Raw genomic sequence first — 25,896 nt, 5'->3', positions numbered from 1 at the left:
GCCACAAGCTAGGAATGCGGAGCCCTTCGGTCAAGGCCTGTCGCCGATCTGTCCACAAACAGCGCCTTGTCTTCGGGTCCCACCAGCGTCCACTGAGGGCCGCGCCGGGGTTCGCCGTCCGGATCCGCCGTCGACGGATGCCGGAAGTTTCGGGCGAGGCGCGGAAACTTTTCCTGCGGGGAGTATTGACGACCCATCGTCAACACCTCAATCATCCCTGCCTGAGGAGCCGGTCATAGTTCGATATGCCGAACCATCTCAGTGCTGCACGGCAGATCCACGCACAGCCGCATGACAGATCCCTCGCATCAAAGCCTGCGCCACCACCGTCACGTTCCGCCCGCCGTGCGTCGCCCGACGGCCGGCCGGGTGCCGTCCGTGCGGTGGGAATCGTCCCGGTCCCATGGCCGCGGCGTCCGGTGATTCCGTACGCCCGGGCTCCGGCCCCCGTCCGTCTGCCGAGAGGGAGCGGACGAGGCATCCCCCGCACCTCAGTCCTTCCGTGATTCCTACCCTGGAGGCACAGTCATGGGCTCGTATGCCGTTCCCAGACCCGCTGTCCGCCGGAAGATCCGTGGCCTGCTGTTGGCGCTGGTCGTCGGCGTCCTCGGCGTGGTCGCCGCACTGGTCGCCCCGCCGACCGCACACGCCGCCGAGAACACACTCGGCGCCGCGGCGTCGCAGAGCGGCCGCTACTTCGGCACCGCCATCGCCTCGGGCAGACTGGGCGACTCGGCGTACACGACGATCGCGGGCCGCGAGTTCAACTCGGTGACAGCCGAGAACGAGATGAAGATCGACGCCACCGAACCGCAGCGGGGCCAGTTCAACTTCACCGCCGCCGACCGCGTGTACAACTGGGCGGTGCAGAACGGCAAGCAGGTGCGCGGCCACACACTGGCCTGGCACTCCCAGCAGCCCGGCTGGATGCAGAGCCTCAGCGGCAGCACGCTGCGCCAGGCGATGATCAACCACATCAACGGCGTGATGGCCCACTACAAGGGCAAGATCGCTCAGTGGGACGTCGTGAACGAGGCCTTCGCCGACGGCAGTTCGGGAGCCCGGCGCGACTCCAACCTGCAGCGCACCGGCAACGACTGGATCGAGGTCGCCTTCCGCACCGCGCGCGCCGCCGACCCGGCCGCCAAGCTCTGCTACAACGACTACAACGTCGAGAACTGGACCTGGGCCAAGACCCAGGCCATGTATGCCATGGTCCGGGACTTCAAGCAGCGCGGCGTGCCGATCGACTGCGTCGGATTCCAGTCGCACTTCAACAGCGGCAGCCCGTACAACAGCAACTTCCGCACCACCCTGCAGAACTTCGCCGCCCTCGGCGTCGATGTCGCCATCACCGAACTCGACATCCAGGGCGCCCCGGCCACGACGTACGCCAACGTGACCAACGACTGCCTGGCCGTCCCGCGCTGCCTCGGCATCACCGTCTGGGGGGTGCGGGACACCGACTCCTGGCGATCGGAGCAGACGCCGCTGTTGTTCAACGGTGACGGCAGCAAGAAGCCCGCCTACACCGCCGTTCTCAACGCACTCAACGGCGGTACCTCCACGCCCCCTTCGGATGCCGGAACGATCAGGGGAGTCGGTTCGGGCCGCTGCCTGGACGTGCCCGGCACCAGTACCACCGACGGCACCCAGCTCCACCTGTGGGACTGCCGCAACGCCACCAACCAGCAGTGGACGTACACGGCCGCGGGCGAGCTCAGGGTCTACGGCAACAAGTGCCTGGACGCCGCCGGCACCGGCAACGGCACCAAGGTGCAGATCTACAGCTGCTGGGGTGGCGACAACCAGAAATGGCGCCTCAACTCCGACGGATCCATCGTCGGCGTCCAGTCCGGCCTCTGCCTCGACGCCGTCGCAGGAGGCACCGCCAACGGCACCCTGATCCAGCTCTACACCTGCTCGAACGGCAGCAACCAACGCTGGACCCGCACCTGAGGGGACATGTCACCTACGAAAGGGTGAAGCGATGCACCCGGGGTGGAGCCAGGATCATCCTGGCTCCACCCCGTCGACGCTGTCCCGGATCGTAGGACGGAGAGGGGGCCGGTTTGCCAACGAGGGTGACGGGGTGACCGTGTCACCCCGTCGAGTGCTACCGCGAGCTGGGCAGGTGCGGGGAGCGGAGCACGAGCAGGGTGATCTCGCTGGGGGCGAAGACGCGGAACGGCGGGCCCCAGAAGCCGGTGCCGCGGCTGGTGTAGAGGAGGGTGCGGGGGCCGTGGTGGCTGAGGCCGGCGAGAGCGGGCTGGTCCAGGCGCACGAGGTGGTGGAACGGCCAGATCTGGCCGCCGTGGGTGTGGCCGGAGAGCTGGAGGTCGATGCCGGCGGCTGCCGCCCGGTCGATGAACTTGGGCTGGTGTGCCAGGAGCAGGACCGGTAGGTCGGGGTCGGCGCCGTTCAAGGCTCCGGCGAGGTGGGCGCGGTGGCCTGCCAGACCGGAGGACTCGGCGGTGACGTCGTCCACGCCGGCGACCACGAGGGTGTCGCCGCCGCGTTCGAGCAGCAGATGGCGGTTGCGCAGCGGCTCCCAGCCCAGCTCGTCCATCAGGTCGACCCAGCCCTGGGCCTGGCTGTAGTACTCGTGGTTGCCGGTGACGTATACCCGGGCCCGGGTGGCCCGCACGGTGCCGAGTGGGACGGCCTGGGCGCGGCGGCGCTCGGCGGTGCCGTCCGCGATGTCGCCGGTGTGGCAGACCAGGTCGGCTTCCAGTGTGTTCACCGTCTCGCACACGCTTGCCGACCAGCGGGCGCGATCGAGTGGGCCGTAGTGGGTGTCGGTGATGAGGACGACACGCAGCCCGTCCAACCCGGCCCCCAGTCGCGGGAGTCGTACGTCGAGTCGGCGCACCCGTGGCACGCGGCGGGCCTCGGTGTACCCCCAGGCGAGCAGCGCGGCGGTGACGCCGAGGACGGCCCAGGTGACGATGCGGGCACGGTCCTGACTCTCGCCGACGTCGGCCACGGTCAGGGCGAGCCGCAACAGGACGCCGAGCAGAACGGACCAGGTGAACAGGACCCAGCTGCTGCCCAGCAGGATGTCACCGATGATCGCCGCCCGGTCCTGCCGGCGCCGGCCGTGGCCGCGCACCATCGCGAGAGGCATACCGACGAGGCCGAGGACGAACAGGACGGTTCCGGCCGGGGTGACGGGCAGCGGCCAGTGCTGGCCCGTGTACAGGAGCACCCAGCAGGGCACGGTCCACAGAAGGACGGGGGCGATCAGGGGCAGGTAACGCATCAGGCGGTGCAGTCGGCTCTGCCGCGGAGCGTGCGCTTCACCCCCGGCGGATCGGGCGTGGCTGGTGTCCGGCACGCTACCCCTCTCTGACCGGGCTGCCGTCTCGCGCACTGTATCCGGTCGCCCCCGGGCCGGCCGGACCGGCGTCCTGACTCGCGGACGAGTCGGCCAGCAGCCGCTCGGGCCGGTGGGGCGAGATGTCCAGCTTCGCCAGTACCCCGGGGACGATGATGCCGGGCAGGACGAGAGCGAAGAGCTCCGTGACCTCGCCCACCAGGTCCTGCTCCTGCGGCAGGGAGCTGCTCACCAGCTGGACACCGGTCCAGGCTCCGACGAACAGCCGGGCGATCGTGGCAGGGTCGGCGTGCGGCTGGAGTTCCCCCCGCTCCTTCGCGGCGACGAGCAGGTCCGTGCTCAGCTGGATCCAGTCGGGCCAGCGGGTACCGAACAGCGACCGGGCCTTGGGGTCGATGGAGAGCCGGATCGACGCACTCAGCAGAGGCTCGCGGGGGAGGCGGTAGGCGAGGAGCAGTGCGAGGTCGATCCACTCCTGCACCTTGTAGGCCTGGGGGGCGAACCCCTGCGTGGTGACCGCCTCGTCGAGCACGCCCTGCGCGAGTGTCTCCTTCGAGGTGAAGTGGAAGTACAGCGCGCCGCGGGTGAGTTGCGTGCGTTCCAGAATCACGGAGATGGACGCGGCGTCGTATCCGTACTCGTTGAAGACCTCTGCCGCGGCCTCCAGGAAGATCCGGCGTGTCCGGACGGCCCGGTCCTGCTTCGCCACGTCTCTCCTTGTTTACCCAGGGTCTCCTTCAAGGCGAAAGGACCAACGGATCGGTATGTTAAGTGGTTCAGGCTAATGTCGCGCAGCGGCCTGTGCGAATCCGGCCACGGCGCGCCACGGTACTCGCGCGGTCAGGAGGTCCGGTCGGCGAAGCGTTGCCGTCGGTCATCGTTCGTCGACGCGGGTGCCGCACCGTGCCACCGTCAGGGGCCCCGCGACACCGTCCCCGGCCCGCGTGTGCTCGTCCCAGCGGGCCACGACTTCGGAGCCGCCGGCGTCGAGCTTGGCCCGCGATTCCTGTGAGGCGAGGCTGGGCAGCACCATTTTCCAGAAGCGCGTCACCACACGCCGGGAGTACAGGGCGGCGTCCTTGCGCCCGAGTGACTCGATGCCCATGACGGTCGCCATGACGATGGAGCAGGCGTCGTCCGGCTGCACCCCGGCGGCCAGGTTCCCCTCGTACTCGGCGATGGTCAGCATCCCCCGCACCCAGCTGCGCCACTTGAGCCAGAGTTCGGCACCGTCGTGCCAGGCCGCGTCGTTGTCGAGGCCGAGTCCGGCGCGAAGCACCACGTTCTCCCCCAACTGCGTCGCCAGGACGTGAGTGGCGTCGATCAGGGTCTGCAGCGGTGAGGGCCGCGCCTCGGTGCAGGTGGTCGTGATGTACCGCAGACCCTCCTCGGCCGCGGCCTGTACGGTTTCCCCCAGCTCCTTCTTGCTGCTGAAGTGAAAGTTGAGCGCGCCTGTACTGACGCCGGCCCCGGTGCTGATGTCCGCGAGCGACGCGGACATGAATCCTCGTCGGTCGAAGATCTCGGCCGCCGAACAGATCAGCTCCTGCCTCGTGCGTACCGCACGGTCCTGCTTGGCCATCCTTGCAGCTCCGGGAGTGATGATGGTGAGCCCGTGCACACATACACACACAGGGTCACGTTAACAAACCGAACGTAAGGTTTCCTCTTCAGCTGACGCGAACGATTGCGAGACCGGGCGGACTCGGAGGACGTTTCATGTGGTGATGTCTCGTCACGGGCTGCCGCTCGACTGCACCATGACGCTTCTGCGATCTTGCTGTCCCTCGGTCGCCGAGCAGCTACTTGGCTCTCACTCCGTGTCGGACGGTCAGCTCGGAGACGCGGGTGCGAGTCCGGTTCGGTTCAGCCGGTTTCTTCACGTTCCTGAACTGCGAAAACACTGGCAGGTTCGAGCGCGTTCGACGCCGGACCGTGCACGTCGAGCTCAGTTGCCTGTTGCCCATTGGATCTCAGCGGGTGGGGAAAATACCATGCCGTATGCTCGCTATCCAGTTCGATTGCTTTGGTGGTCCCGAGGTTCTCACCCCCGTCGAGCTTCCTCCTCCGGTGCCTGGGCCGGAAGAGGTTCTTGTCGCGGTGGAGGCGGTAGGCGTCAACTTCGCCGACACGCACCAGACCGACGGTTCGTATCCGATTGCCGGCAGCCTGCCGTTCGTCCCGGGCAGTGAGGTCGTGGGGCGTACTCCCGACGGGAGACGGGTGCTGGCCCGGGTGACCGGAGGTTACGCCCAGCACGTGGTCGCCAAGAGGTCCGCGGTCGTGGACATTCCCGAAGAGATGCCGGCGGCCGAGGCGTTGGCGCTGCTGATGCAGGGGCTCACCGCCTGGCATCTGCTGCGGACCGCGGCCCGCTTACGCGAGGGCGAGACCGTCGTCGTGCATGCCGCGGCGGGCGGAGTCGGCAGCCTCGCCGTCCAGTTGGCCAGGGAGTTCGGCGCGGGCAGGGTGCTCGCTCAGGTCTCGTCCCCGGCCAAGGCGGAGCTGGCTCTGCGGCTCGGAGCGGACGCGGTGGTCGAGTACCCGCTGGAGCGGAAGGCCGACGTGGTCCTGGACGCGGGCGGCGGTCCGTACTTCGGCCTGGCGCTGCACTCGCTCGCCCCCTTCGGCCGACTGGTCACCTACGGCAACGCCTCCCGTGAGGGCTTCCCGCCGGTCGATCCCGAACTGCTCCACCAACTCGGTGTGTCGGTCGTCGGTTTCCGGCTGCGGCACGCGCTGGCGGCGCCCGGCGCGATGGGCGGTCCGCTGAAGGAACTGTTCGGGCTGGTCGTCGAAGGACGCCTGAAGCCCGTCACGGGTGCCAGTTACCCACTGGCCGAGGCGCGGCGCGCGCACGAGGACCTGCTGGCGCGGCGCACGACGGGCAAGGTGGTCCTCGTCCCCTGAGTGGTGGCTGCTTCTCGCTCCGACCGGGACCGGCGTCCCTGCCCGGACCGCCGGCCCGAAAGCGGTTACCCGGCGATGGGCGGGTACAGGTTGCCGGCGCCTATGGTGGTCCCATGACTTCTTCCGAGGCGGCCGACGTGAGCCACGTGAGCACCTCCACGGGATGACGGCGAACCGTTCAGTGCGGTGTCGCCGGATCCCCGAAGGTGCTGTGGCATGAAGGCGGGCAAGCAGTTCCTCCGGACCGCCGGATACCGGTCGAGCCCGGCACTCTTCCGAGTGCCGGGCTCGACCATGGGTGTGCGCAAGACAGATCAAGAGGCGTTCGCGTCGACGGAACAGGCCCGCGGAACCGGGTGATCAGAGGATGGTGCCTGTGAGTTCGCTGCGGAAGGCGGTGCGGCCGTCCTGGGTTCCGGTCACCCGGACGACCAGCATGTCCGGGCCCTTCTCCAGCAGCTCGGCTTCGACCAGGCACCTCACGTCGAATTCGACGTAGCGTTCGAACTCGGTGTCGACCGCTGTCGCGTGGAAGACACCATGGGGGACAGCGGCCTGGGCGGTCTGGACGGCTGCTTCGATCAGACCGAGGCCGGGCACGTGGTCCACGGGGTGGTCCAGGAGATGGGTGTTGGCGATGTCGCTGCGCAGGAACCAGCGCAGGGGCTCACCGGTCGGGCACAGGACGACGTCCGAGGCCGCGGCACGGCCGACGGATGCCGGGTCGAGCGGTGCGGGCAGGGGCCAGTTTCCCCAGTCCACGGTGACCCGCTCGCCGCGCAGCCGACGGTAAGCGGGCGAGGATATCCAGCTGAAGTCGGACTGGGCGCCGGCCACCAGGACTCCTTCGCGGAAGACCCGCATGTCCATCGGCAACGAGCGTGCCGCCCGACCGGTCTGCTCGCGCCTCGGTATGGAGACCTCCACCTCGAAGAGAGGGGCCTCGCCCGGGCGCAACCGGAAATCCGGGTCCACCGTGTAGTGGAACTCGCGGAGCGTCGTCTGGTGCGTGAGTGGCACCTGGTACTCCGCGTGGGCGACGGTCAGTCCGCTCTGCCGGATGGTCTGGGTGAGGAGGCGAGGGTCGTAGGGCCAGGAGCCGGTGTGGTCGGGCCACCGGGCGCGCAATAAGAACGTGTCGGGGCCGCTCCTCCTCCAGTCGGTTATCAGTACGCGCTGCGGGTCTCTCAGGTGGACGAGCTCTTTGGGTACCCGTTCGTGGTTGTCGGGGCCGGGTGCGGCGTCGGCATGGTGACGTCCCGCTCTTCCCTGGCGTGCGGTGGTATCGGACATGGAACCCCCAGGTGATGACTCAGTGGTCGGCTTAGCCATCGTCGAACTCGCGCTCGACTCGAATGAACATACCGATCCATCGGTTCTTTTTACAAGGAATGTCTAAGACTGCTGAGCGGACGGCCCCAGAGCGGCGTGTGGCCCGAAAACGCCTTGGTGGAGCGGCTGTCACGGCATCGAAGGCGAGTCATCGGTGACATGAGCAACGAACGCGAAGGGGGCCGGCGTGTCACGGGGCCCTGTGCGGCCCGAAGCGTGTCGGCATGACGCTGGGCCCCGTACCGACGTGAAGCAGGCCGGTACAGGGCCCAGGGGCGGTCCGATCCACGACCGGTCGCGGGTCGCTGGAGGACTAGATGTAGGGCGTCCCGGGGTCGAGACCCACCAGGACCCTGCCGTGCACCTCCAGGCTCATGTTCGGATTCATCAGACCATGGAGGGTCAGCGCCTCGATGTCACGGCGGAACCGCCGGAAGTGCCCCTTGCGGGCCAGGGAGGACGCGGAGCTCACCGAGTTGAGCGCCTCGACGGCCTCGTTCACCAGCTGGATCGCGTGTCCGGCCCGGCCGCGCACGGTCGCCTTCTCCGTGTCGGTCAGCGGCTCACCGACGTCGGCACGCTCCTGGAGCAGCGTCAGCTGACCCGCGAACAGCGCCTCCGCGGCGGCGATGCGGTTCTCGGCGACGGCCACCTGGTGCTGCGTGAGCGGGTGCTCGCGCTGGTCCTCCCAGGTGGTGTAGGCGATGGGCCGGCCAAGGCCCTCGACGAACGTCTCGTAGGCCCCCTTCGCGGCGCCGAGGTAGATCGCCACCGACTCGGAGATGACCATGCTCAGGAGTCCGTAGTCGCGGCCGGTGGCGCCGGAGTTGGAGCGGCCCTCGGCGGTGCCGGTGAGGGCCTCGCCCACGGTGACCAGCCGGTGCGCGGGCACGAACACGTCACGCGCGGTCGTCGTCGAGCTGCCGGTGCCGCTCGTGGCGGACACGTGCCAGTCGTCCGCGATCGACAGCTCCGACATCGGCACGAGGGCGTAGGCCTCGTCGACGGTGCCGTCGGGCAGTTCCACCGTGGCCGCGACCAGGTCCCATTCCGCGCCGCGGCATCCCGTGTTGAACCGCCACGTGCCGTTGAGCCGGTAGCCGCCCTCGGTGGGAACCAGCGTGCTGCCGCCCGCGGTGAAGGCGCCGGAGATCCGCACCTGACCCGTGGCGAAGATCTCCTCCTGCGTCACGTCCGGGTACAGCGTGGCCAGCCAGGCGGTGGACACCCAGGCCACCGCGACCCAGCCGGTCGAGGCGCAGCCACGCGCGATCTCGGAGAGCACCGCGTACTGCTGCGGCAGCGACAGGTCGAGCCCGCCGAACCTGCGTGGCACGGCGATCCGGAAGACGCCGGCCTTCTCCAGCAGTTCGATGTTCTCGTCCGGGATCCAGCGCCGGTCCTCGGCCTCCGGCCCGTTCTCCCGGAGCCGGGGCACGATCTCTCGTACCGCCTCCAGTACGGAGTCGAAATCGGGTTCCTGCGCGGACATGGCGCCTCCTGGCATCGATCGTGTGCCTGCTCTTCACCGTCGGAACGGTGCGCGGCCGACCGTAACGGCCGGGGAGGTGCGAGCGGGTAACACGCTGTCACTGAGCGGTAATCGCGTGCTCTCCGCCGACCACGGGTGCCCATTCGGGCAGACGCCCTGGTACCGGGCGTTTGGGCGAGCTTTGACCGCCCCGACCCATCATGGCGACGTTTCCGCCTCGGAGCGGTTCGCGGGAACCGCCGGGGCGCCGAGTGGAGGAGCGATATGAGAAGTGAGTGGTTCCGCAGCTTCGTCCCGGACTCCCAGGGGACTTCCGCGACCGGACGTGGGCTGAGACTGATCTGCTTCCCGCACGCGGGCGGCGGCGCGAGCGCGTTCCTCCGGCTGTCGCGCGAGGTGACGCCAGGGATTGAGGTCATGGCGGTGCAGTACCCCGGCCGTCAGGACCGCCGTAACGAGGAGCCGCCGGCCGGGATCGGGCTTCTCGCGGACGCCCTCGCGGACGAGATACGGCGCGAAGTGACGGGCCGGTACGCCTTCTTCGGACACAGCATGGGGGCGATCGTCGCGCACGAGGTCGCCCTGCGTCTGGCCGAGCGGGAAGAGCCGGGGCCGGAACGGCTCTTCCTGTCCGGTCGTGGAGCTCCCTCGACGACGCCGTACGCGCACGACCGGCTGCGCACCGACGCCGACGTCCTGGCCATGGTCCGCAGACTGGGCGGTACGGCCGACGTGGTCTTCGACGATCCGGATGTTCTGGCCATGGTCATGCCGACCCTCCGGGCCGACTACCGGGCGCTCGGCTCGTACGTCTGGACGCCCCGCCCCCTCCTGGACATCCCCTTCACCGTGCTGGTCGGCGACGCGGACCCGGTGGTGCCGGTCGCCGCGGTGGCGGGCTGGAAGGAGTTCACCACGGCCCGTACCGACATGGAGGTGTTCGAGGGCGGTCACTTCTACCTCGACGTCAGGACGAAGGAGGTGGCCCGGGTCCTCACCTCCGCCCTGGGCCTGGACGGCGAGCGGAGCCCGGCCGTCGCGGTCTGACCCCGGACTGTGCCGGGGCGACGTGAGGCGCCTGTTCCCGCCGCGCGTCTTCCCCATGAGGTGCCCCGTGGCGCCGGTGTCCTCCCCGCTGACGCCGGCGCCGATCAGTCGGTCACGAGAGATCGAGGCGGGCGGAGCGGCCCCACTGAAAAAAATCGAACGGTTGGTATGGTTGTGGAGGATGGCAAAGTCCGAACAAGGCGGCTAAAGGCCTGCGTTGGCGGTTTGCCTCCGGTGGGGGAGGTGTCCGTGCATGTCGGGGCGGGCCGTTGGGGGAGACGGCGACGGGCAGGCCCTTAAAAAAACCGATCGATTGGTTTATTTTAAACAGTGGGCAGAGGTCGCGTCGCCAGGGGGATGTCGATGGAAGCAGGCGTAGGGCAGCGTCAGTTGTCGCAGGGGGGCGCTGCCACGTGCCCTGATGGTCTTGTCGCGGAGGCCGATTCGGAGCTCTTCGCCTCGCTGCGCCGCAGTGGCCAGCGGCAGAAGGCCGAACACTATGTGAAGGGGTTACTCAAGACGCCCGGACGCAAGACGTTGGGGCAGATCGCGGCGCACCTCGGCGGCCCCGCGGCACAGCAGAGCATGCACCACTTCATCAGCGAGTCCCTGTGGGAGTGGACACCGGTCCGCCACGCGCTGGCCCGGCAGGCGCGGCTGTTGCTCGGACACGACGCCTGGGTCGTCAGGCCCACAGCGATCCCCAAGGCCGGAGCCCACTCGATCGGCGTCGACCTCCAGTACGTTCCGCACTTGGGCCGCGCCGTCAACGGCCAGCACGCGGTGGGAGTCTGGCTGGCTTCGGAACGGGCCGCCGTGCCGGTCGAGTGGCAACTCGTACTGCCGCGGCGATGGCGTGAGGAACCCCTCCGTCGCAGGGCTCGCATTCCCGCCGGCGTTCGGGCGGACTGTCTGGAGGAGTGCGTCCGTGAGGCGACGGCCCAGGCGAGTCAGGCCGCCGGAGTGCCGAGCCGGCCGGTGATCGTCGACGCGGAGGGAGCGGACGCCGTGGCGATCGCCCGCCGACTGGAGGCGGAAGGGCACCAGTTCGTCATCCGCACCGCTTCGGGAACCCGGCTGAGCGTCGACAGGTCGGTCCTGCCCGCCTATGGCTCGCGTGAGCGCGGCGCCGGAGACCTCGTCGCCCACCTCGGCCGGATGCGCGCTCCGGTCGGCCCTGACCCGGACCGGCCCGTGGCCTCGGTGATCCCGGTGGAGGCTCCAGCTTCCCTGCACGGCGGCGTGGTGAGAGGCTTGCGTCTCATCGGGGAGTGGCCCGCGCCGGGCCGGGGTGCGAACCGGCTGTGGCTGACCAACGCCACGGGCATCTCCGCATCCGCGCTGCTGCGGCTGACGCGGCTGAGCGACCTCGTCGCGCGGGACGCCGAGGACATCGGCGACAGGGTCGGGCTGAGGGACTTCGTCGGACGCTCCTTCTCCGGCTGGCACCGCCACGTCACGCTCGCCTCGATCGCCCACCTCGCCACCGTGCTCGCCGCCGAGCCGCCCTCCTGTACCGCGGCTGCCTGCAAGGCAGCGTGACACGGTGCCCGGCGCGCCATCACCCCGGTCCGTCCGTCGACCACGTGCCCGAACCAGGGGCTGACATCCCCTGGCCCCTCAGGCCTCCTGGCCCGCCGGTCGGCGTCGCGTACCAAGGGGATCGGCTTCCCCGTGACGTCGGCGGGCTGTCCACGAACGCCTCCATCACGCCACCACCACGGCGGGCGACGCACCAACGCGAGCTCGAACGCCCCCGGAATAGGAGTATCCGCAGTGCGGTTGAACCTGATCGGCCCACTCCAAGTCATCACCGACGACGGCAGGGAACACACACCCAACGCGCCGAAGATCGGCCGGATGCTGGCGGTCCTCGCGCTCCAGCCGCGAGAGGCCGTACCCACCGCCGTACTGATCCAGGAACTGTGGGGGCAGAACCCTCCGCGCAGCGCGGCCAAGACACTGCAGACGCACGTCTACCATGCGCGCCGCATGTTCCAGGAGGAGAGAGTCACGGCCGACGGCCGGAATCTCCTCGTGGCCAGAACACCCGGGTACGAGTTCCGGGTCAACGACGACGAGGTGGACGTCAGCAGCTTCGAGCAGTACCTGAGGCTGGCGCGCTACGAGTCCCGCAGCGGGCAGTTGGAGAGGGCCGCCCACCAGGTGAACGGCGCCCTCGCCCTGTGGCGCGGCCCGGTGCTGAGCGGCGTGCCGGTCGGTACCGTGCTCGCCGGCCGGATCGCCCGCGTCGAGGAGCTGCGGATCAACGCTCTCGAACTGCGCATCGAGATCGCCGGCAGGCTGGGCAGGCAGCGCGAGCTGCTGCCCGACCTGCGGGCTCTGGTCGAGGAGTTCCCGCTGCACGAGTGGTTCCACGGACAGCTCATCTCGACGCTGCACCAGGCGGGGCGCAGGAGCGAGGCCCTGCGGGCCTACCACACGCTCTACAGCATCCTCCAGAAGGAACTCGGCCTGGAGCCCTCGGCGGATCTGCGGCGGCTCCAGGCCGAGATCCTCGGCTCCTCCAGCCACGAGGAGCCGTCCGGACCGTTGCGCACGGAGGCACCGGAGACGACGCGACGGCACCTGTCGCCCATCCCGAGCCTGCGTCCGACCGCCGTCGCCTGTTTCGGCTGACCACCCCAGGCGTCACGGACCCCTGGCGTCCCGGTCCCGGACCGCGGCACGTCAGGCGTGGCGATGTGTCTTCCTGCCGACCACACAGAAGGTGAACGCCGGTACCGCCGGGCGTTGTTGTCACCGGTACAGGAAAAGGCGGTGACCTTCGTGAACCCCGACGGGGACCCGCCCACAACGACGTGGCACGGGACGGCGGCATGTGCCCGAGATTTGTGTGATCTTGGACCACGGCCCTGCACGATGGTGACGGATCTTGACGGATTCGGGCGGTTGCCGTGGATCGACCACTCCGCGTCCCGCCCGTGTATCCCGCCTTTACGGGGATGGAGTTGGGCGAGTCATGCAGTTCCGAATGCTGGGTCCGATAGAAGTTGTCGACCATGGCGAGCAGGTGCCCCTCGGTGGCACCAAACAGCGCGCCACCCTCGGTTTCCTCCTGCTCCAGACGAACAAGGTAGTGGCCACCAGCCACCTCATGAACGCGCTGTGGGGCTACGACGACGTCCCCGCCACGGCACGCAAGATCCTGCAGAACGCGGTCTACGGCCTGCGCAACATCCTTTCCACCGGGCGGGTCGAGGGTGACCCGTGCGCCGCCGCCCTGCTCACCCAGCCGCCCGGCTACATGATGCGGGTGGATCCCGAACGGGTGGACCTCCAGCTGTTCCACAAGTGGGTCACGCAGGGCAGGGAGCAACTGGCGCGCGGCGCCGCGGAACCCGCCTCCGCCCTCCTGCGCGACGCCCTCGCGCTGTGGCGCGGGCCGGCCCTCGCGGACCTGGTGGAAGGCGGCATCCAGTGGCCCGAGCTGGCCACGATCGAGAACACCCGGCTCGACGTCATGGAGGACTACTTCGACGCGCAGCTCGCCTGCGGGAACCACCACTCGGTCCTCGCCGAGCTGGAGCGGATGGTGCAGTCCGAACCGCTGCGCGAACGGTCGTGCGGTCAACTCATGCTCGCCCTCTACCGCTGCGGACGGCAGGCGGACGCTCTCCACGTCTACAGCAGGGTCCGGGCCGTGCTCGTCGAGAGCCTCGGCCTGGAGCCCGGCCGGGGCCTGCAGCAGCTCCAGCAGGCGATCCTCGTCCAGGACGCGGCCCTGTCCCTCGCCCGTCCCGGCACGCCCGACTCCTTGACCGTCCGGGCCGACAACCTCGTCGGCTCCACCGCACCCCCCGCCGCCACCCCGGTTCCCGCCGCCTCCCCGGAAGCCCCGGACGGCCTGCCCTTCGACACCCGGGTCCCCCCGGCGGAGGGCCTCACCATGCCGCAGCAGCGCGTGTCCGAACCGGCCGTACCGGAGGGGCGTACCGACTCCACCCGCCGCACGGTCTCCGCGATGTCCGTACGCGCCCGGCTCGCCCCGACCCTCGCCGACGTGGCCCCCAAGGACGTCGACGCCCTGCTGGAAAGGGCCTGCCACCTGGTCACGGAGCAGGTCGAACGGTTCGGCGGCACCGTGACGGCGTCGATCGGCTCGATGTCGCTGGCCGTGTTCGGGCTGGACGGGCCCAGCGACGCTGACGCCCGGCATGCCGTCCTCGCGGCGCTCGCCATCCGCGACCTCCTCGAGGTCCCGGCCGACGGCGATCCCGAGGCGCCGCGGCTGGCCGTGCAGTGTGCCGTCACCAGCGGAGAGGTACTGCTGCGCCAACGCAGCCACGAGGACACCCCCACCGTCATCGGCAGCGTCCTGGACGAATGCCAGGCACAGCTCGCCGAGGTGCCGGCCGGGCAGGTACGCGTCACCGACTCCGTCCGGCTGACGAGCGAGCACGCCGTGCGCTACCGGCTGCCGGACCCGGCCTCCGGGAGCTGGGAGGCGCTGGGCGCCCGCGACGAGGGGCACGCCGAGGAGAGCGGCGCCGAGATGTACGAACAGGACCTCCTGCGCGGGCTGGTGCGACGCACCCGGCACCGTGGCGTACCCCACCTGGTGACGGTGCTCGGGGAGCGCGGTACCGGCAAGACCCGGTTGCTGCGCGACTTCGAGCGGTGGGTGAGGGCGCAGAGCGACGCACCACGCATCCTGACCGGGCGGATCCCGGCGGCCGGCGAGGACGGCCACCGGCTCCGGCTGGCGGCCCAGATCCTGGCCGCCTACTGCGGCGCGGCTCCCGGGGAGGTCGCGACCGGAGCGCTGACCCGTACGGTCCGCAAGCTCTTCCCCAGTGAACGGGCCTCCGCCCTATTGGTCTCCCGGCTCCGCCCGCTCGTGGCCACCGCCGGCATCGGCGTGGACGACCGCTTCGGAGGGCCTCCCGTCACCGAGACCATGAGCGCCTGGGCCCAGCTGTTCCAGCAGGCGGCGTGCCATGAGCCGCTCGTGCTGTGCATAGACGACCTCCACCGCGCCCCTGACGCGGTGCTCGACGCCGTGGAGGAACTGGCGGAGACGGCAGGGTCGGGTCCCCTGTGCGTGGTCGTCGGGGCAGGTCCCGAACTCCTGCTGCGAAGGCCGGGCTGGGCCGGGGGGAAGAGCCACGCCACGACGGTCACCCTGGACCGTCCGGAGCGGGTCACCAACGAGCAACTCGTACGCCTGCTGCTGTCGGCCAGCGGAAACGAGGACACCCGGACCCTCACCTGAAAAAAGCGACGCTCCTCGACAGCACTCACCCGCGGGTAACCGGACGCCCATCATTTCCGGAATTCGAGGGATGGTCGGGAATGGTCGACGCGTGACCGCCCACTGGAACGTCCGAAAGAGAATATCGGCACGGTCTGCCGGTGAACGCGCATTCCGCGCTGAAAAGGAGCTGGACATGAATCCCGAATCGGCCGTCGCCGAGCTCGCCGAGCCGTATCTGCGCGGCCTGTTGACCTCGGCCGGCCTCGATGTCGAGTACGTACGGGGCGAAGGCAACACGCTCTACCGCCTCGACGCGAAGGGGGAGGAGGCCCCCGTACTCGACTACGCCGGCGGATACGGCTCGCTGATCTTCGGGCACAACAACCCCGAGATCGTGGCCCGGGCCAGGGAACTGCTGGACGGCAGCGTGCCCGTGCACGCCCAGTTCTCCTTCCACCCCTACGCCAACCGGCTCGCGGCCGAGCTCAACCGGATCATCCACCGGGAACTCGGCACCGACGAGCCGTACTACGCCACCTTCGCCAACAGCGGAGCGGAGGCCATCGAGGCGGCGGTCAAGCACGCGGAACTCGACCGCGTGCTGCGCGTGAGTGAGACACTGGAGGAGCTCGCGGCCGGGGTGGAGCGGGCCCGTGCCGCCGTGGGTGACGGCTCCGCGACCGTCCCCGACGCCGTGTACGCGCAACTGGCGACCGAGCGCCCGGCCGGCGACCCGCTGGCACCGCTGATCGACGAGATCACCCGCAGGAACGCGGAACGCGCCGCCAAGGCCCCGGTGTTCCTCGCGCTGGAGGGCGGCTTCCACGGCAAGCTGATGGGCAGTGTCCAGCTCACCCACAACGAGGCCTACCGCACCCCGTTCGCGGCGCTGGGCGCCCGGGCGAGGTTCGTGCCGCGGGGCAGGCCCGAGGCCCTCGACCAGGTGCTGGCACAGGAGCGCGGTGTCCTGCTGGGCCTCGCCGTCGAGGACGGGGAGGTCCGCGTCGTGGAGCGCGAACACCCCGTCTTCTGCGCCTTCCTGCTGGAACCGATCCAGGGCGAGGGCGGCATCCAGGCGCTGTCCGACGAGGACGCCCGGATCATCCAGGAGTTCGCCGACGCCACGGACTGCCCGCTCATCCTCGACGAGATCCAGAGCGGTCTCGGCCGCACCGGCACCCTCCTCGCCAGCTCGCAGATGGGCCTGCGCGGCGACTACTACACGCTCGCCAAATCCCTGGGCGGCGGCCTGGCCAAGGCGTCCGTGATGCTCGTGCGCCAGACCCGCTACCGCGCACAGTTCGAGCTGGTGCACAGCTCGACCTTCGCCAAGGACGCCTTCTCCTGCCACCTCGCGCTCAAGGTCCTCCAGATGCTGGAGCGGGACGGCGGCCGGGCCTACCGGCAGGCCACCGAACGCGGCGCCGCCCTGCAGGCGACGCTGGAGAAGGTCCGCACCGCCTTCCCGGACGTGGTCAAGGACGTCCGGGGCCGGGGCCTCATGCTCGGGTTCGAGTTCCACGACCAGTCGGAGGCCGAGCACCCGGCGATCCGCGAGGCGGCCGGCGGCGGACTCTTCGGTTACGTCGTCGCCGGGCACCTGCTGAACCGGCACTCCATCCGGACGTTCCCCACCGCCAGCGCCGTCAACACGCTGCGCTTCGAGCCGTCGGTGCTGCTCACCGACGAGGAGATCGGACGGCTGGAGGAGGCCCTCACCGACGTGTGCGTCATCCTCCGGGAGCAGGCCGGGGAACGACTCGTCCTGTCGTCCTCCTGAGCCGTCCGCCCGCACTGTTCCTTTTCCGATCCGGCGGCGGCTCCCCCACTGCCCCGGACACGCTGCCCGGCCCGTGCTCGTCACGGGCCGGGCAGCGCGCTGTCCGGGAAAGCGGGCTGGGCCCGTGAACCCAACGCTCAGCAATTACTGGGCCGTGGCCCGGCATTGGGGAAGGAATTCCGTCGCGCCCGTAGGGTCGACTTATCGGGATCGCGTCACATTCCCGCCACGACATGCGTGTACAGCCGGGCCCGACGAAATGCGTGACATGCGCCACGAGGCGCGGAACGGGCTCGCGCCATGGGAATTCGGTTTATGGAAGGGCAGCGGAAGTTCATGATGAATGAGCATGCTCCGGCGATCGACAGCCACACCGGGGACAATGAGCCGATCGCTGTCGTCGGACTTGCCTGCCGGCTGCCGGGAGCGGACGGACCCGCCGCCTTCTGGGAGCTGCTCGGCGGCACCAGCGGGATCACGGAGGTGCCGGAGGACCGGTGGGGGGCGGGGGCACCGTCCGCTGTCCGGCGCGGCGGATTCCTCGACGGCGTGGCCGACTTCGACGCCTCGTTCTTCGCGGTCTCCCCGCGTGAGGCCGCCGCGATGGACCCCCAGCAGCGACTCGTTCTCGAACTGGTGTGGGAAGCGCTCGAGGACGCGGGCATCCTGCCCGCCTCCCTGCGCTCGACGCCCACCTCGGTGTTCGTCGGCACGCTCCGGGACGACTACACCAACCTGCTCTACCAGCGCGGCACCGACGCCATCGGCCAGCACACCATGACCGGCGTCAACCGCGGCGTCATCGCCAACCGCATCTCCTACCACCTCGGACTGCACGGCCCGAGCCTGACCGTGGACGCCGCCCAGTCCTCCTCCCTGGTCGCCGTCCACCTGGCCTGCGAGAGCCTGCGCAGCGGCGAGTCCACCACCGCGATCGCCGCCGGCGTCAACCTCAACCTCCTCGCCGAGAACACCGTCACCGAGCAGCGGTTCGGGGCCCTGTCGCCCGACGGTGTCACCTACACCTTCGACGCCCGCGCCAACGGCTTCGTGCCCGGCGAAGGAGGCGGCGTCGTCCTTCTCAAGCCACTGCGGCAGGCCGTCGCCGACGGCAACCGCGTCTACGGTGTTGTCCGGGGCAGCGCGGTCAACAACGACGGAGCCACGGACGGACTCACCGTGCCGAGCCGGACCGCTCAGGAGCAGGTCCTGCGCACCGCCTACCAGCGGGCGGAGATCGCCACCGGTGCCGTGCAGTACGTGGAACTGCACGGCACCGGCACCCCCGTCGGCGACCCCGTCGAGGCCGCCGCGCTCGGAGCCGTGCTCGGCGCGGGGCGCCCCGAGCACGAGCCGCTGCGGGTCGGGTCGGTCAAGACCAACATCGGCCACCTGGAAGGCGCGGCGGGCATCGCCGGGCTGATCAAGACCCTCCTGGCCCTGCACCACCGGCAGCTTCCCCCCAGCCTCAACTTCGCGACGCCGAACCCCGCGATCCCGTTGGCGGACCTCCGGCTCGACGTGCAGCGCGAACTGGCCCAGTGGCCGCACCCCGACCGCCCGCTGGTGGCCGGCGTCAGCTCCTTCGGCATGGGCGGCACCAACTGCCACGTCGTGATCGCCGAAGCCCCGGCATCCGAGAACGCCGGCCACCCCGAGGACGAGCCGCCCGCCGACGTCCCCGCCGTGCTGCCCTGGGTCGTCTCCGCCGCCGGTGACGCCGCGCTGCGCGCCCAGGCCGCGCGGCTGCACGCCCACGTGGGCGCGACCGGGCCGTCCGCCCGGAACGTCGGCTGGTCCCTGGCCACGTCCCGCACGGTCCTCCGGCACCGGGCCGTGGTCCTCGCCCCCGACCTGGCGGGCCTGCTCGACGGCACGGCCGCCCTGGCCGCGGGCCGCCCGGCGGCCGACGTGATCACCGGGACCGCCGACGGCGGCCGCACGGCCGTCCTGTTCACCGGTCAGGGCGCCCAGCGGATCGGCATGGGGCAGGAGCTTTACGAGGCGTTCCCCGCTTACGCGGCCGCCTTCGACGAGGTCGCGGCGGCCCTCGACCCGCACCTGCACCGTCCCCTCGCGCAGATCATCGCCACCGGCGAGGGACTGGACGACACCGCCTGGGCGCAGCCCGCGCTGTTCGCCGTCGAGGTCGCCCTGTACCGACTGCTCGAATCCCTCGGCGTGCGGCCCGACTACGTGGCCGGGCACTCCATCGGCGAGCTCGCCGCCGCCCACGTCGCCGGCGTCCTCGACCTCGCGGACGCGGCCCGGTTGGTCGCGGCCCGCGGCCGGCTCATGCAGCAGGCCCGCGACGACGGCGCCATGATCTCCGTACAGGCGGGCGAGGAGGAGGTCGCGGCCGAACTCGCCGGACTGGAGGGGCAGGCCGCCATCGCGGCCTTCAACTCACCCACCTCCACCGTGATATCGGGTGACGCCGACGTCGTGCGGGAGGTGGCGCGGCGACTGCGCGAGCGCGGCCGGAAGACCAGACGGCTCACCGTGAGCCACGCCTTCCACTCGCCGCACATGGACGGCGTGCTGGACGAGTTCCGCCACGTCGCCGAGCGCCTCACCTACCACCCGGCGCGCATCCCCGTCGTCTCCAACGTCACCGGCGACCTCGCCACCGACGAGGAACTGTCCTCGCCCGACCACTGGGTCCGCCAGATCCGCCAGGCCGTCCGCTTCGCCGACTCCGTGCGCCGCCTGGAGGCCGAGGGCGTCACCACGCTGATCGAGGCCGGTCCGGACAGCGTCCTGTCAGCCCTCGCCGAGGACACCGTCGAGGACCCGGGTGCCGTCGTGGCCGTGGGGACCCTGCGGCGCGAGCGGGGCGAGACGCGGACGCTGCTCACCGCACTCGCGACCGCCTTCACCCGGGGCGCCGACATCGACTGGGCCGCCCTCGCCGGCGGACCCGGGGTCCGCCGCGTCGACCTTCCCACCTACGCCTTCCAGCGCAGGCGGTACTGGCTCGACGGACCGGCCCGGACGGGCAGCGCGCCCGCCGCGGGCCCGGACCTCGCCGCCGCGTACGAGGACGACACAGGGCACGAGGAAGCCCCCGCGCAGCCGCGCGGCGAACTGGGCGCACGCCTGGCCGGACTGTCCGGCACCGCCCGCAGGCAGGCCGTCGGCGAACTGGTCGACGAGCACATCGCCGCCGTCCTCGGCCACACGGACGGTGAGCGCGTCGACGCGCTCACCCCGTTCCAGGAGCTGGGCTTCAGCTCCCTCATGACCACCGAACTCCGCTCGGCGCTGGCCCGGGCGACCGGACTGCGCCTGCCCACGAGTCTCCTCTTCGACCACCCGACACCCCGCAGGCTGGCCCGCTTCATCGAGGCCGAACTGCTCGGCGACGGCGCGGAGAGCACCGACACGGCCGGCGTGACCGAGGACGGCGAGCCGATCGCCATCATCGGCATGGCCTGCCGCTACCCGGGCGGAGTCTCCTCACCGGAGAGCCTGTGGCGCCTGGTCGCCGAAGGCACCGACGCCGTCTCCGCCTTCCCGGACAGCCGCGGCTGGTCCGGCGAGCTGTACGACCCCGACCCGGACCGGCAGGGGACGAGCTCCGTGAGGCACGGCGGATTCCTGCACGACGCCGGTGAGTTCGACGCCGCCTTCTTCGGCATCTCACCGCGCGAGGCCCTCGCCATGGACCCCCAGCAGCGCCTGCTGCTAGAGACGTCCTGGGAGGCCATCGAACGCGCCGGGGTACTGCCCGCCTCACTGCACGGCACCCGGACCGGCGTCTTCGTGGGCGCCACGTCGCTGGAGTACGGACCGCGCATGCAGGACGCGCCGCGGAACGTGCAGGGCAACGTGCTGACCGGCTCCACCGCCAGCGTCATGTCGGGCCGCGTCGCCTACCAGCTCGGCCTCGTCGGCCCCGCCGTCACCGTGGACACCGCCTGCTCCTCCTCCCTCACCGCCCTGCACCTGGCCATCCGCTCCCTGCGGTCCGGCGAGACCAACCTGGCCCTGGCCGGCGGCGCCGCGGTGATGTCGTCGCCCGGCATGTTCGTGGAGTTCTCCCGGCAGCGTGGCCTGGCCCCCGACGGCCGCTGCAAGTCGTTCGCCGCGGGAGCCGACGGCACGGGCTGGGGCGAGGGCGTCGGCATGCTCCTCGTGGAGCGGCTCTCCGACGCCCGCCGCAACGGCCACCAGGTCCTCGCCGTCGTCCGCGGGTCCGCGATCAACCAGGACGGCGCCAGCAACGGCCTCACCGCACCCAGCGGCCTCGCACAGCAGCGGGTCATCCGCCAGGCCCTCGCCGACGCGCGGCTGACCGCGGCGGACGTCGACGCGGTCGAGGCCCACGGCACCGGCACCAAGCTCGGCGACCCCATCGAGGCCGAGTCGATCCTCGCCACGTACGGCAGTGACCGCGACAGCGCGGAACCCGTGTACCTGGGTTCGCTGAAGTCCAACATCGGACACGCGCAGGCCGCGGCCGGTGTCGGCGGCGTGATCAAGATGGTTCAGGCGATGCGGCACGCGACGCTGCCCCGGACCCTGCACGTCGACCGGCCGTCGCCGCACGTGGACTGGTCCACGGGCGCCGTGGAACTCCTCACCGAGCCCCGCGACTGGCCCGCCGTCACCCGCCCCAGGCGCGCCGCCGTGTCGTCCTTCGGCATCAGCGGCACCAACGCCCACGTGATCCTCGAACACGACCCCGCCGAGGCCCCGCCGAGGGCTCCCGCCGACCCCCGCGGCACGCAGGTGGGCGCCGGCACCACGGGCCTGCCCGCGCCCTGGCTGCTGTCCGGCCGTGACGAGAACGCGCTGCGCGCCCAGGCCGCCCGGCTGCGCGACAGTCTCATCGAGAGCGGCGTGTCCGACGGCACCGGCAACGCCGCGGTGGGCCATGCCCTCGCCACCCGCCGCACCTTCTTCGAGGAACGGGCCGCCGTCTTCGGCGCCACTGTGGCCGACCGGCTCTCCGCACTGGAGGCACTGGCCGCCGGCACCCGCTACACGGACGTCCCGGACGCCGTCACCGGCAGCGCCGCCGGCGCCGGCCGCACCGCCTTCCTCTTCACCGGGCAGGGCGCACAACGGCTCGGCATGGGACGGGAACTGTACGCGGCCTCACCGGTCTACGCCGCCGCCTTCGACACCGTGTGCGCGGCGTTCGACGGAAAGCTGGAGCGTCCGTTGCGCGAGGTCGTGTTCGCCGACCCGGACGGCCCGGACGCCGAGCTGATCCACCGGACGAGCTTCACCCAGCCCGCACTGTTCGCCGTCGAGATCGCGCTGTTCCGGCTGCTGGCCCAGCACGGAACCACCCCCGACCTGGTCGCCGGGCACTCCATCGGCGAACTCGCCGCCGCCCACGCCGCGGGCGTGCTCTCCCTCGACGACGCCGCGACCCTCGTCGCCGCCCGCGCCCGGCTCATGCAGTCCGCCCGCCCCGGCGGCGCCATGATCGCCGTGCAGGCCACGGAGGACGAGATCCTGCGATCCCTCCGGGGCCACGAGCGTGCCGTGAGCATCGCCGCCGTCAACGGCCCCCGTTCGGTGGTGATCTCCGGTGACGCGGAGGCCGCCGAGGAGATCGCCGACCGCTGGCGGGCCGAGGGCCGCAAGACCAGCCGGCTGAAGGTGAGCCACGCCTTCCACTCGCCGCACATGGACGCCGTTCTCGACGAGTTCCGCGAGACCGCGGCGGGCCTGAGCTTCCGGGCGCCGGCCCTTCCTCTGGTGTCCACGGTGACCGGCGCGCTCGCCACCGCCGACGAACTGGCCTCGCCCGACTACTGGTCCGGGCAGATCCGGGCCACCGTCCGCTTCCTCGACGCCGTACGGGAACTGGACCGCCAGGGTGCCACGGTCCTCGTGGAAGTCGGTCCCGACGCCGTCCTCACCGCCCTGGCCCAGGAGGCCCTCGCCGAGGACTCCGCCGCCACCGACGTCACGCTGCTGCGGCCGGGCCGCCCCGAGACCGACACGTTCGCCCGCGGTCTCGCCCGCGCCTTCACGGCCGGCGCCGCCCTGGACGGCGGGTCCCTCCACCCGGCCGGCGCCGGCACGCCCCTGTTCGAACCGCCGACGTACGCCTTCCAGCGGGAGCACTACTGGCTCGCCCCCGAGGCGCCCGTCGACGCGCGGGGACTCGGCCTGGACACCGCCGACCACCCCCTGCTCGCCACCGTGGTCGAACTGGCGGAGAACGAGGGCACGGTCCTCACCAGCCGGCTGTCACCGCGCGACCACCCGTGGCTCGCCGACCACGCCATCACCGGCACCGTCCTGCTGCCCGCCACGGCCTTCCTCGAGCTGGCCGTCGCCGCCGGCGGCCGCCTCGGCGTCCCGCGGGTCGACGAACTCACCCTGGAAGCGCCGCTGGTGGTACCGGAGAGCCAGGCGATCCGCGTCCAGGTCGCCGTCGGCGCGCCCGACCCCGCCGGGGCCCGGTCCTTCACCATCCACGCCGGCCCCGACACCGCCCCCGACGACGCACGCCAGTGGACCCGGCACGCCTCCGGCACCCTCGCCCCGCCGGCGCCCACGGCGACGAACGGCGAGGAGCTGACCGTCTGGCCGCCCGAAGGCGCCCGGCCCGAACCGCTCACCGCCGCCTACGACCGCCTCGCCGCCCTCGGCTACGACTACGGCCCCGCCTTCCAGGGCCTCGCCGCGGCCTGGCGCGACGGGGACGACCTCTACGCGGAGATACGCCTGCCCGACGGCCCCGCCGAGGCGGCGGAGAGCTACAGCCTGCACCCGGCGCTCCTCGACGCAGCCCTGCACCCCCTGGTCCTCTCGGCGGCCGACGCCACCGACCACGACAGCATCCGGCTGCCCTTCGCCTGGTCCGGAGTCACCCTGCACGCCCTCGGCGCCACCGACCTGCGCGTCCGGATCAGCCCGCACGGCACCGACGCGTACCGGATGACCCTGGCCTCCGGCACCGGTGCGCCCGTGGCCGAGGTCGAATCCCTCACCCTGCGCCCGGTCGACCGGCGGAAGCTGGCCGCGACGGGCCGTACGACGGCGGCCGACACGCTCTACGACCTCAAGTGGCCGGCCCTCGCCGCGCCCCAGGGGGACACCGGCATCCCCGAACCGACCGTCGCCGAGGCGCGGGACGGTCTCGGCGACGTGACGGCGGCCGACGTCGTCCTCGTCCGGCAGTACGGGGCGCACGGCACCACCGCGGCGGACGGCCGGCACGCCCCGACCCTGCGGGTCCTGCGCCTGGTCCAGGAATTCCTGGCCGACGAGCGGTTCGCCGCAGCCCGCCTCGCCGTCCTGACGTCGGGCGCGGTCGGCGCCCTGCCCGGCGAGGACGTCACCGACCTCGACGCGGCCCCCGTATGGGGCCTGCTCCGCTCGGTGCAGTCCGAACACCCGGACCGTGTCGTCCTGGTCGACCTCGACGCCGACGCCGCCGCGGAGACCGAGACCGGCACCGCCGGGCTGCTCACCGCCGCCCTCGCCATCGGAGAACCGCAGCTCGCGCTGCGCAACGGGACGTTCCACGCGCCCCGGCTGGCCACCACGGACACCGTCCGCGCCGACGGCGAGCAGCCCGGGTTCGCACCCGACGGCACCGTTCTCGTCACCGGCGGCACCGGAGGGCTCGGCGCACTCTTCGCCCGCCACCTGGTCACCGACCACTCCGTACGCCACCTGCTGCTGGTCAGCCGCCGCGGTCTCGACGCACCCGGCGCGGCCGAACTCGTCACCGACCTCGCCTCACAGGGCGCGACCGTCCGCGTGGAGGCGGCCGACATCGCCGACCGGGAGGCCGTCGCCGCGCTCCTCGATTCGGTGCCCGGCGCCCACCCACTGACCGCGGTGGTGCACACCGCCGGTGTCCTCGACGACGCGACCGCCCTGTCGCTGACTCCGGAACGCCTGCACACCGTGCTCGCTCCCAAGGCGGACGCGGCCCGGCACCTGCACGAACTGACCGGCGGCCTCGACCTGCGCGCATTCGTCCTGTTCTCCTCGGTGTCCGGCCTCGTCGGCACCGCGGGACAGGCCAACTACGCGGCCGCCAACGCCTATGTGGACGCGCTGGCGCAGCACCGCCGCGCCCAGGGACTGCCCGCCACCTCGCTCGCCTGGGGCCTGTGGGACGCCACGCACGGCATGGGCGCCACACTCACGCCCGCCGAGATCGCCCGCTGGGAGCGGGCCGGGATGCCGCCGCTCACCGTCGAGCAGGGACTCGCCCTCTTCGACCAGGCCCTGAACTCGGACGCCCCGCTGCTGGTCCCCGTACCGCTGCGGCTGTCCCGGGCCGGTGCCGCCGAGCCGCACCCGCTCCTGAGGGGTCTCGTCCCCGCCCGCCTCCGCCGCGTCGCCCGGGCCTCCGGACCGGACGCCGCGGGCGAGTCCTCCTGGGCCCGGCAGATCGCCGCGCTCCCCGAGGACGAGCGGAAGGAGACCGTGCTCGACCTGGTGCGCACCAGGGTCGCCGCGGTCCTCGGCCACTCCGGAGCCAACGCCGTCGCCCCCGACCGCGCCTTCAACGACCTGGGCTTCGACTCGATGAGCGGGGTGGAACTGCGCAACGAGCTGGCCCGGGCCACCGGTCTGCGGCTGCCCACCACCCTCGTCTTCGACCACCCCGCCCCGGCCCCCCTCGCCGCCTACCTGCTCGGCCGCGCCGTCGCCCTAAAGGCCCCGGCCGCGGTCACCCGGCGCACGGCCAGGGCGGACGAGCCGATCGCGATCGTGGGGATGGCGTGCCGTTATCCGGGTGGGGTGTCGTCGCCGGAGGATCTGTGGCGGCTGGTGGCCGGTGGTGTGGATGC

13 protein-coding genes are annotated in these 25,896 nt (G+C 71.4%); 8 read left to right on the top strand and 5 right to left on the bottom strand.

The annotated features are described in order from the left end of the window. The first annotated feature begins 528 nt into the window (after positions 1–528). Positions 529–1,959 (top strand): endo-1,4-beta-xylanase, encoded by a 1,431-nt coding sequence (locus ACFY5B_RS38155; RefSeq protein ID WP_389979419.1) that lies wholly within the window; start codon positions 529–531, stop codon positions 1,957–1,959. 157 nt (positions 1,960–2,116) lie between these two features. Here the strand turns inward: ACFY5B_RS38155 and ACFY5B_RS38150 are convergent, their stop codons facing one another. From ACFY5B_RS38150 to ACFY5B_RS38140, 3 genes are all read right to left on the bottom strand, one after another. Beyond that, positions 2,117–3,337, bottom strand: coding sequence for a metallophosphoesterase (locus tag ACFY5B_RS38150; RefSeq protein WP_389979416.1), 1,221 nt, complete (start codon positions 3,335–3,337; stop codon positions 2,117–2,119). Between the two features lies 1 nt (position 3,338). After that, positions 3,339–4,046, bottom strand: a complete 708-nt coding sequence (locus ACFY5B_RS38145; protein WP_389979413.1) for a ScbR family autoregulator-binding transcription factor — start codon at positions 4,044–4,046, stop codon at positions 3,339–3,341. Between the two features lie 165 nt (positions 4,047–4,211). Next, positions 4,212–4,919 carry a ScbR family autoregulator-binding transcription factor gene (locus ACFY5B_RS38140; protein ID WP_389979410.1) on the bottom strand — a complete coding sequence of 236 codons (708 nt, stop codon included), beginning with the start codon at positions 4,917–4,919 and terminating at the stop codon, positions 4,212–4,214. A 419-nt stretch (positions 4,920–5,338) separates the two neighbouring features. Between ACFY5B_RS38140 and ACFY5B_RS38135 the strand changes: the two genes are divergently transcribed. Beyond that, entirely contained in the window at positions 5,339–6,247 is a 909-nt protein-coding gene (locus ACFY5B_RS38135; protein ID WP_389979407.1) for a zinc-binding alcohol dehydrogenase family protein, read from the top strand. A gap of 360 nt (positions 6,248–6,607) precedes the next feature. Here the strand turns inward: ACFY5B_RS38135 and ACFY5B_RS38130 are convergent, their stop codons facing one another. Together ACFY5B_RS38130 and ACFY5B_RS38125 are read right to left on the bottom strand one after the other, a co-directional pair. After that, positions 6,608–7,540, bottom strand: coding sequence for a ScbA/BarX family gamma-butyrolactone biosynthesis protein (locus tag ACFY5B_RS38130; RefSeq protein WP_389979404.1), 933 nt, complete (start codon positions 7,538–7,540; stop codon positions 6,608–6,610). Positions 7,541–7,892: 352 nt separating this feature from the next. Next, positions 7,893–9,071, bottom strand: coding sequence for an acyl-CoA dehydrogenase family protein (locus tag ACFY5B_RS38125; RefSeq protein ID WP_389979401.1), 1,179 nt, complete (start codon positions 9,069–9,071; stop codon positions 7,893–7,895). A gap of 264 nt (positions 9,072–9,335) precedes the next feature. Between ACFY5B_RS38125 and ACFY5B_RS38120 the strand changes: the two genes are divergently transcribed. The 6 genes from ACFY5B_RS38120 to ACFY5B_RS38095 all read left to right on the top strand — a co-directional run. Beyond that, entirely contained in the window at positions 9,336–10,118 is a 783-nt protein-coding gene (locus tag ACFY5B_RS38120) for a thioesterase II family protein (RefSeq protein WP_389979399.1), read from the top strand. 357 nt (positions 10,119–10,475) lie between these two features. Continuing rightward, positions 10,476–11,660 (top strand): IS701 family transposase, encoded by a 1,185-nt coding sequence (locus tag ACFY5B_RS38115; RefSeq protein WP_389979396.1) that lies wholly within the window; start codon positions 10,476–10,478, stop codon positions 11,658–11,660. A gap of 234 nt (positions 11,661–11,894) precedes the next feature. Further along, complete coding sequence (locus ACFY5B_RS38110; RefSeq protein WP_389979393.1) at positions 11,895–12,758, top strand: BTAD domain-containing putative transcriptional regulator; 864 nt, start codon at positions 11,895–11,897, stop codon at positions 12,756–12,758. A 343-nt stretch (positions 12,759–13,101) separates the two neighbouring features. Further along, positions 13,102–15,354 (top strand): BTAD domain-containing putative transcriptional regulator, encoded by a 2,253-nt coding sequence (locus ACFY5B_RS38105; protein WP_389979390.1) that lies wholly within the window; start codon positions 13,102–13,104, stop codon positions 15,352–15,354. Positions 15,355–15,529: 175 nt separating this feature from the next. After that, positions 15,530–17,116 (top strand): aspartate aminotransferase family protein, encoded by a 1,587-nt coding sequence (locus ACFY5B_RS38100; protein ID WP_389979387.1) that lies wholly within the window; start codon positions 15,530–15,532, stop codon positions 17,114–17,116. Positions 17,117–17,452: 336 nt separating this feature from the next. Beyond that, a partial coding sequence (locus ACFY5B_RS38095) for a type I polyketide synthase (RefSeq protein WP_389979384.1) occupies positions 17,453–25,896 on the top strand: 8,444 nt, incomplete at its 3' end.

It is taken from the genome of Streptomyces sp. NPDC013187, assembly GCF_042899705.1.
Classification (GTDB): Bacteria; Actinomycetota; Actinomycetes; order Streptomycetales; family Streptomycetaceae; genus Streptomyces; species Streptomyces hawaiiensis_A.
Note: the sequence above shows the minus strand (reverse complement) of the source record. Positions and strands in the feature narration are given on the sequence as shown.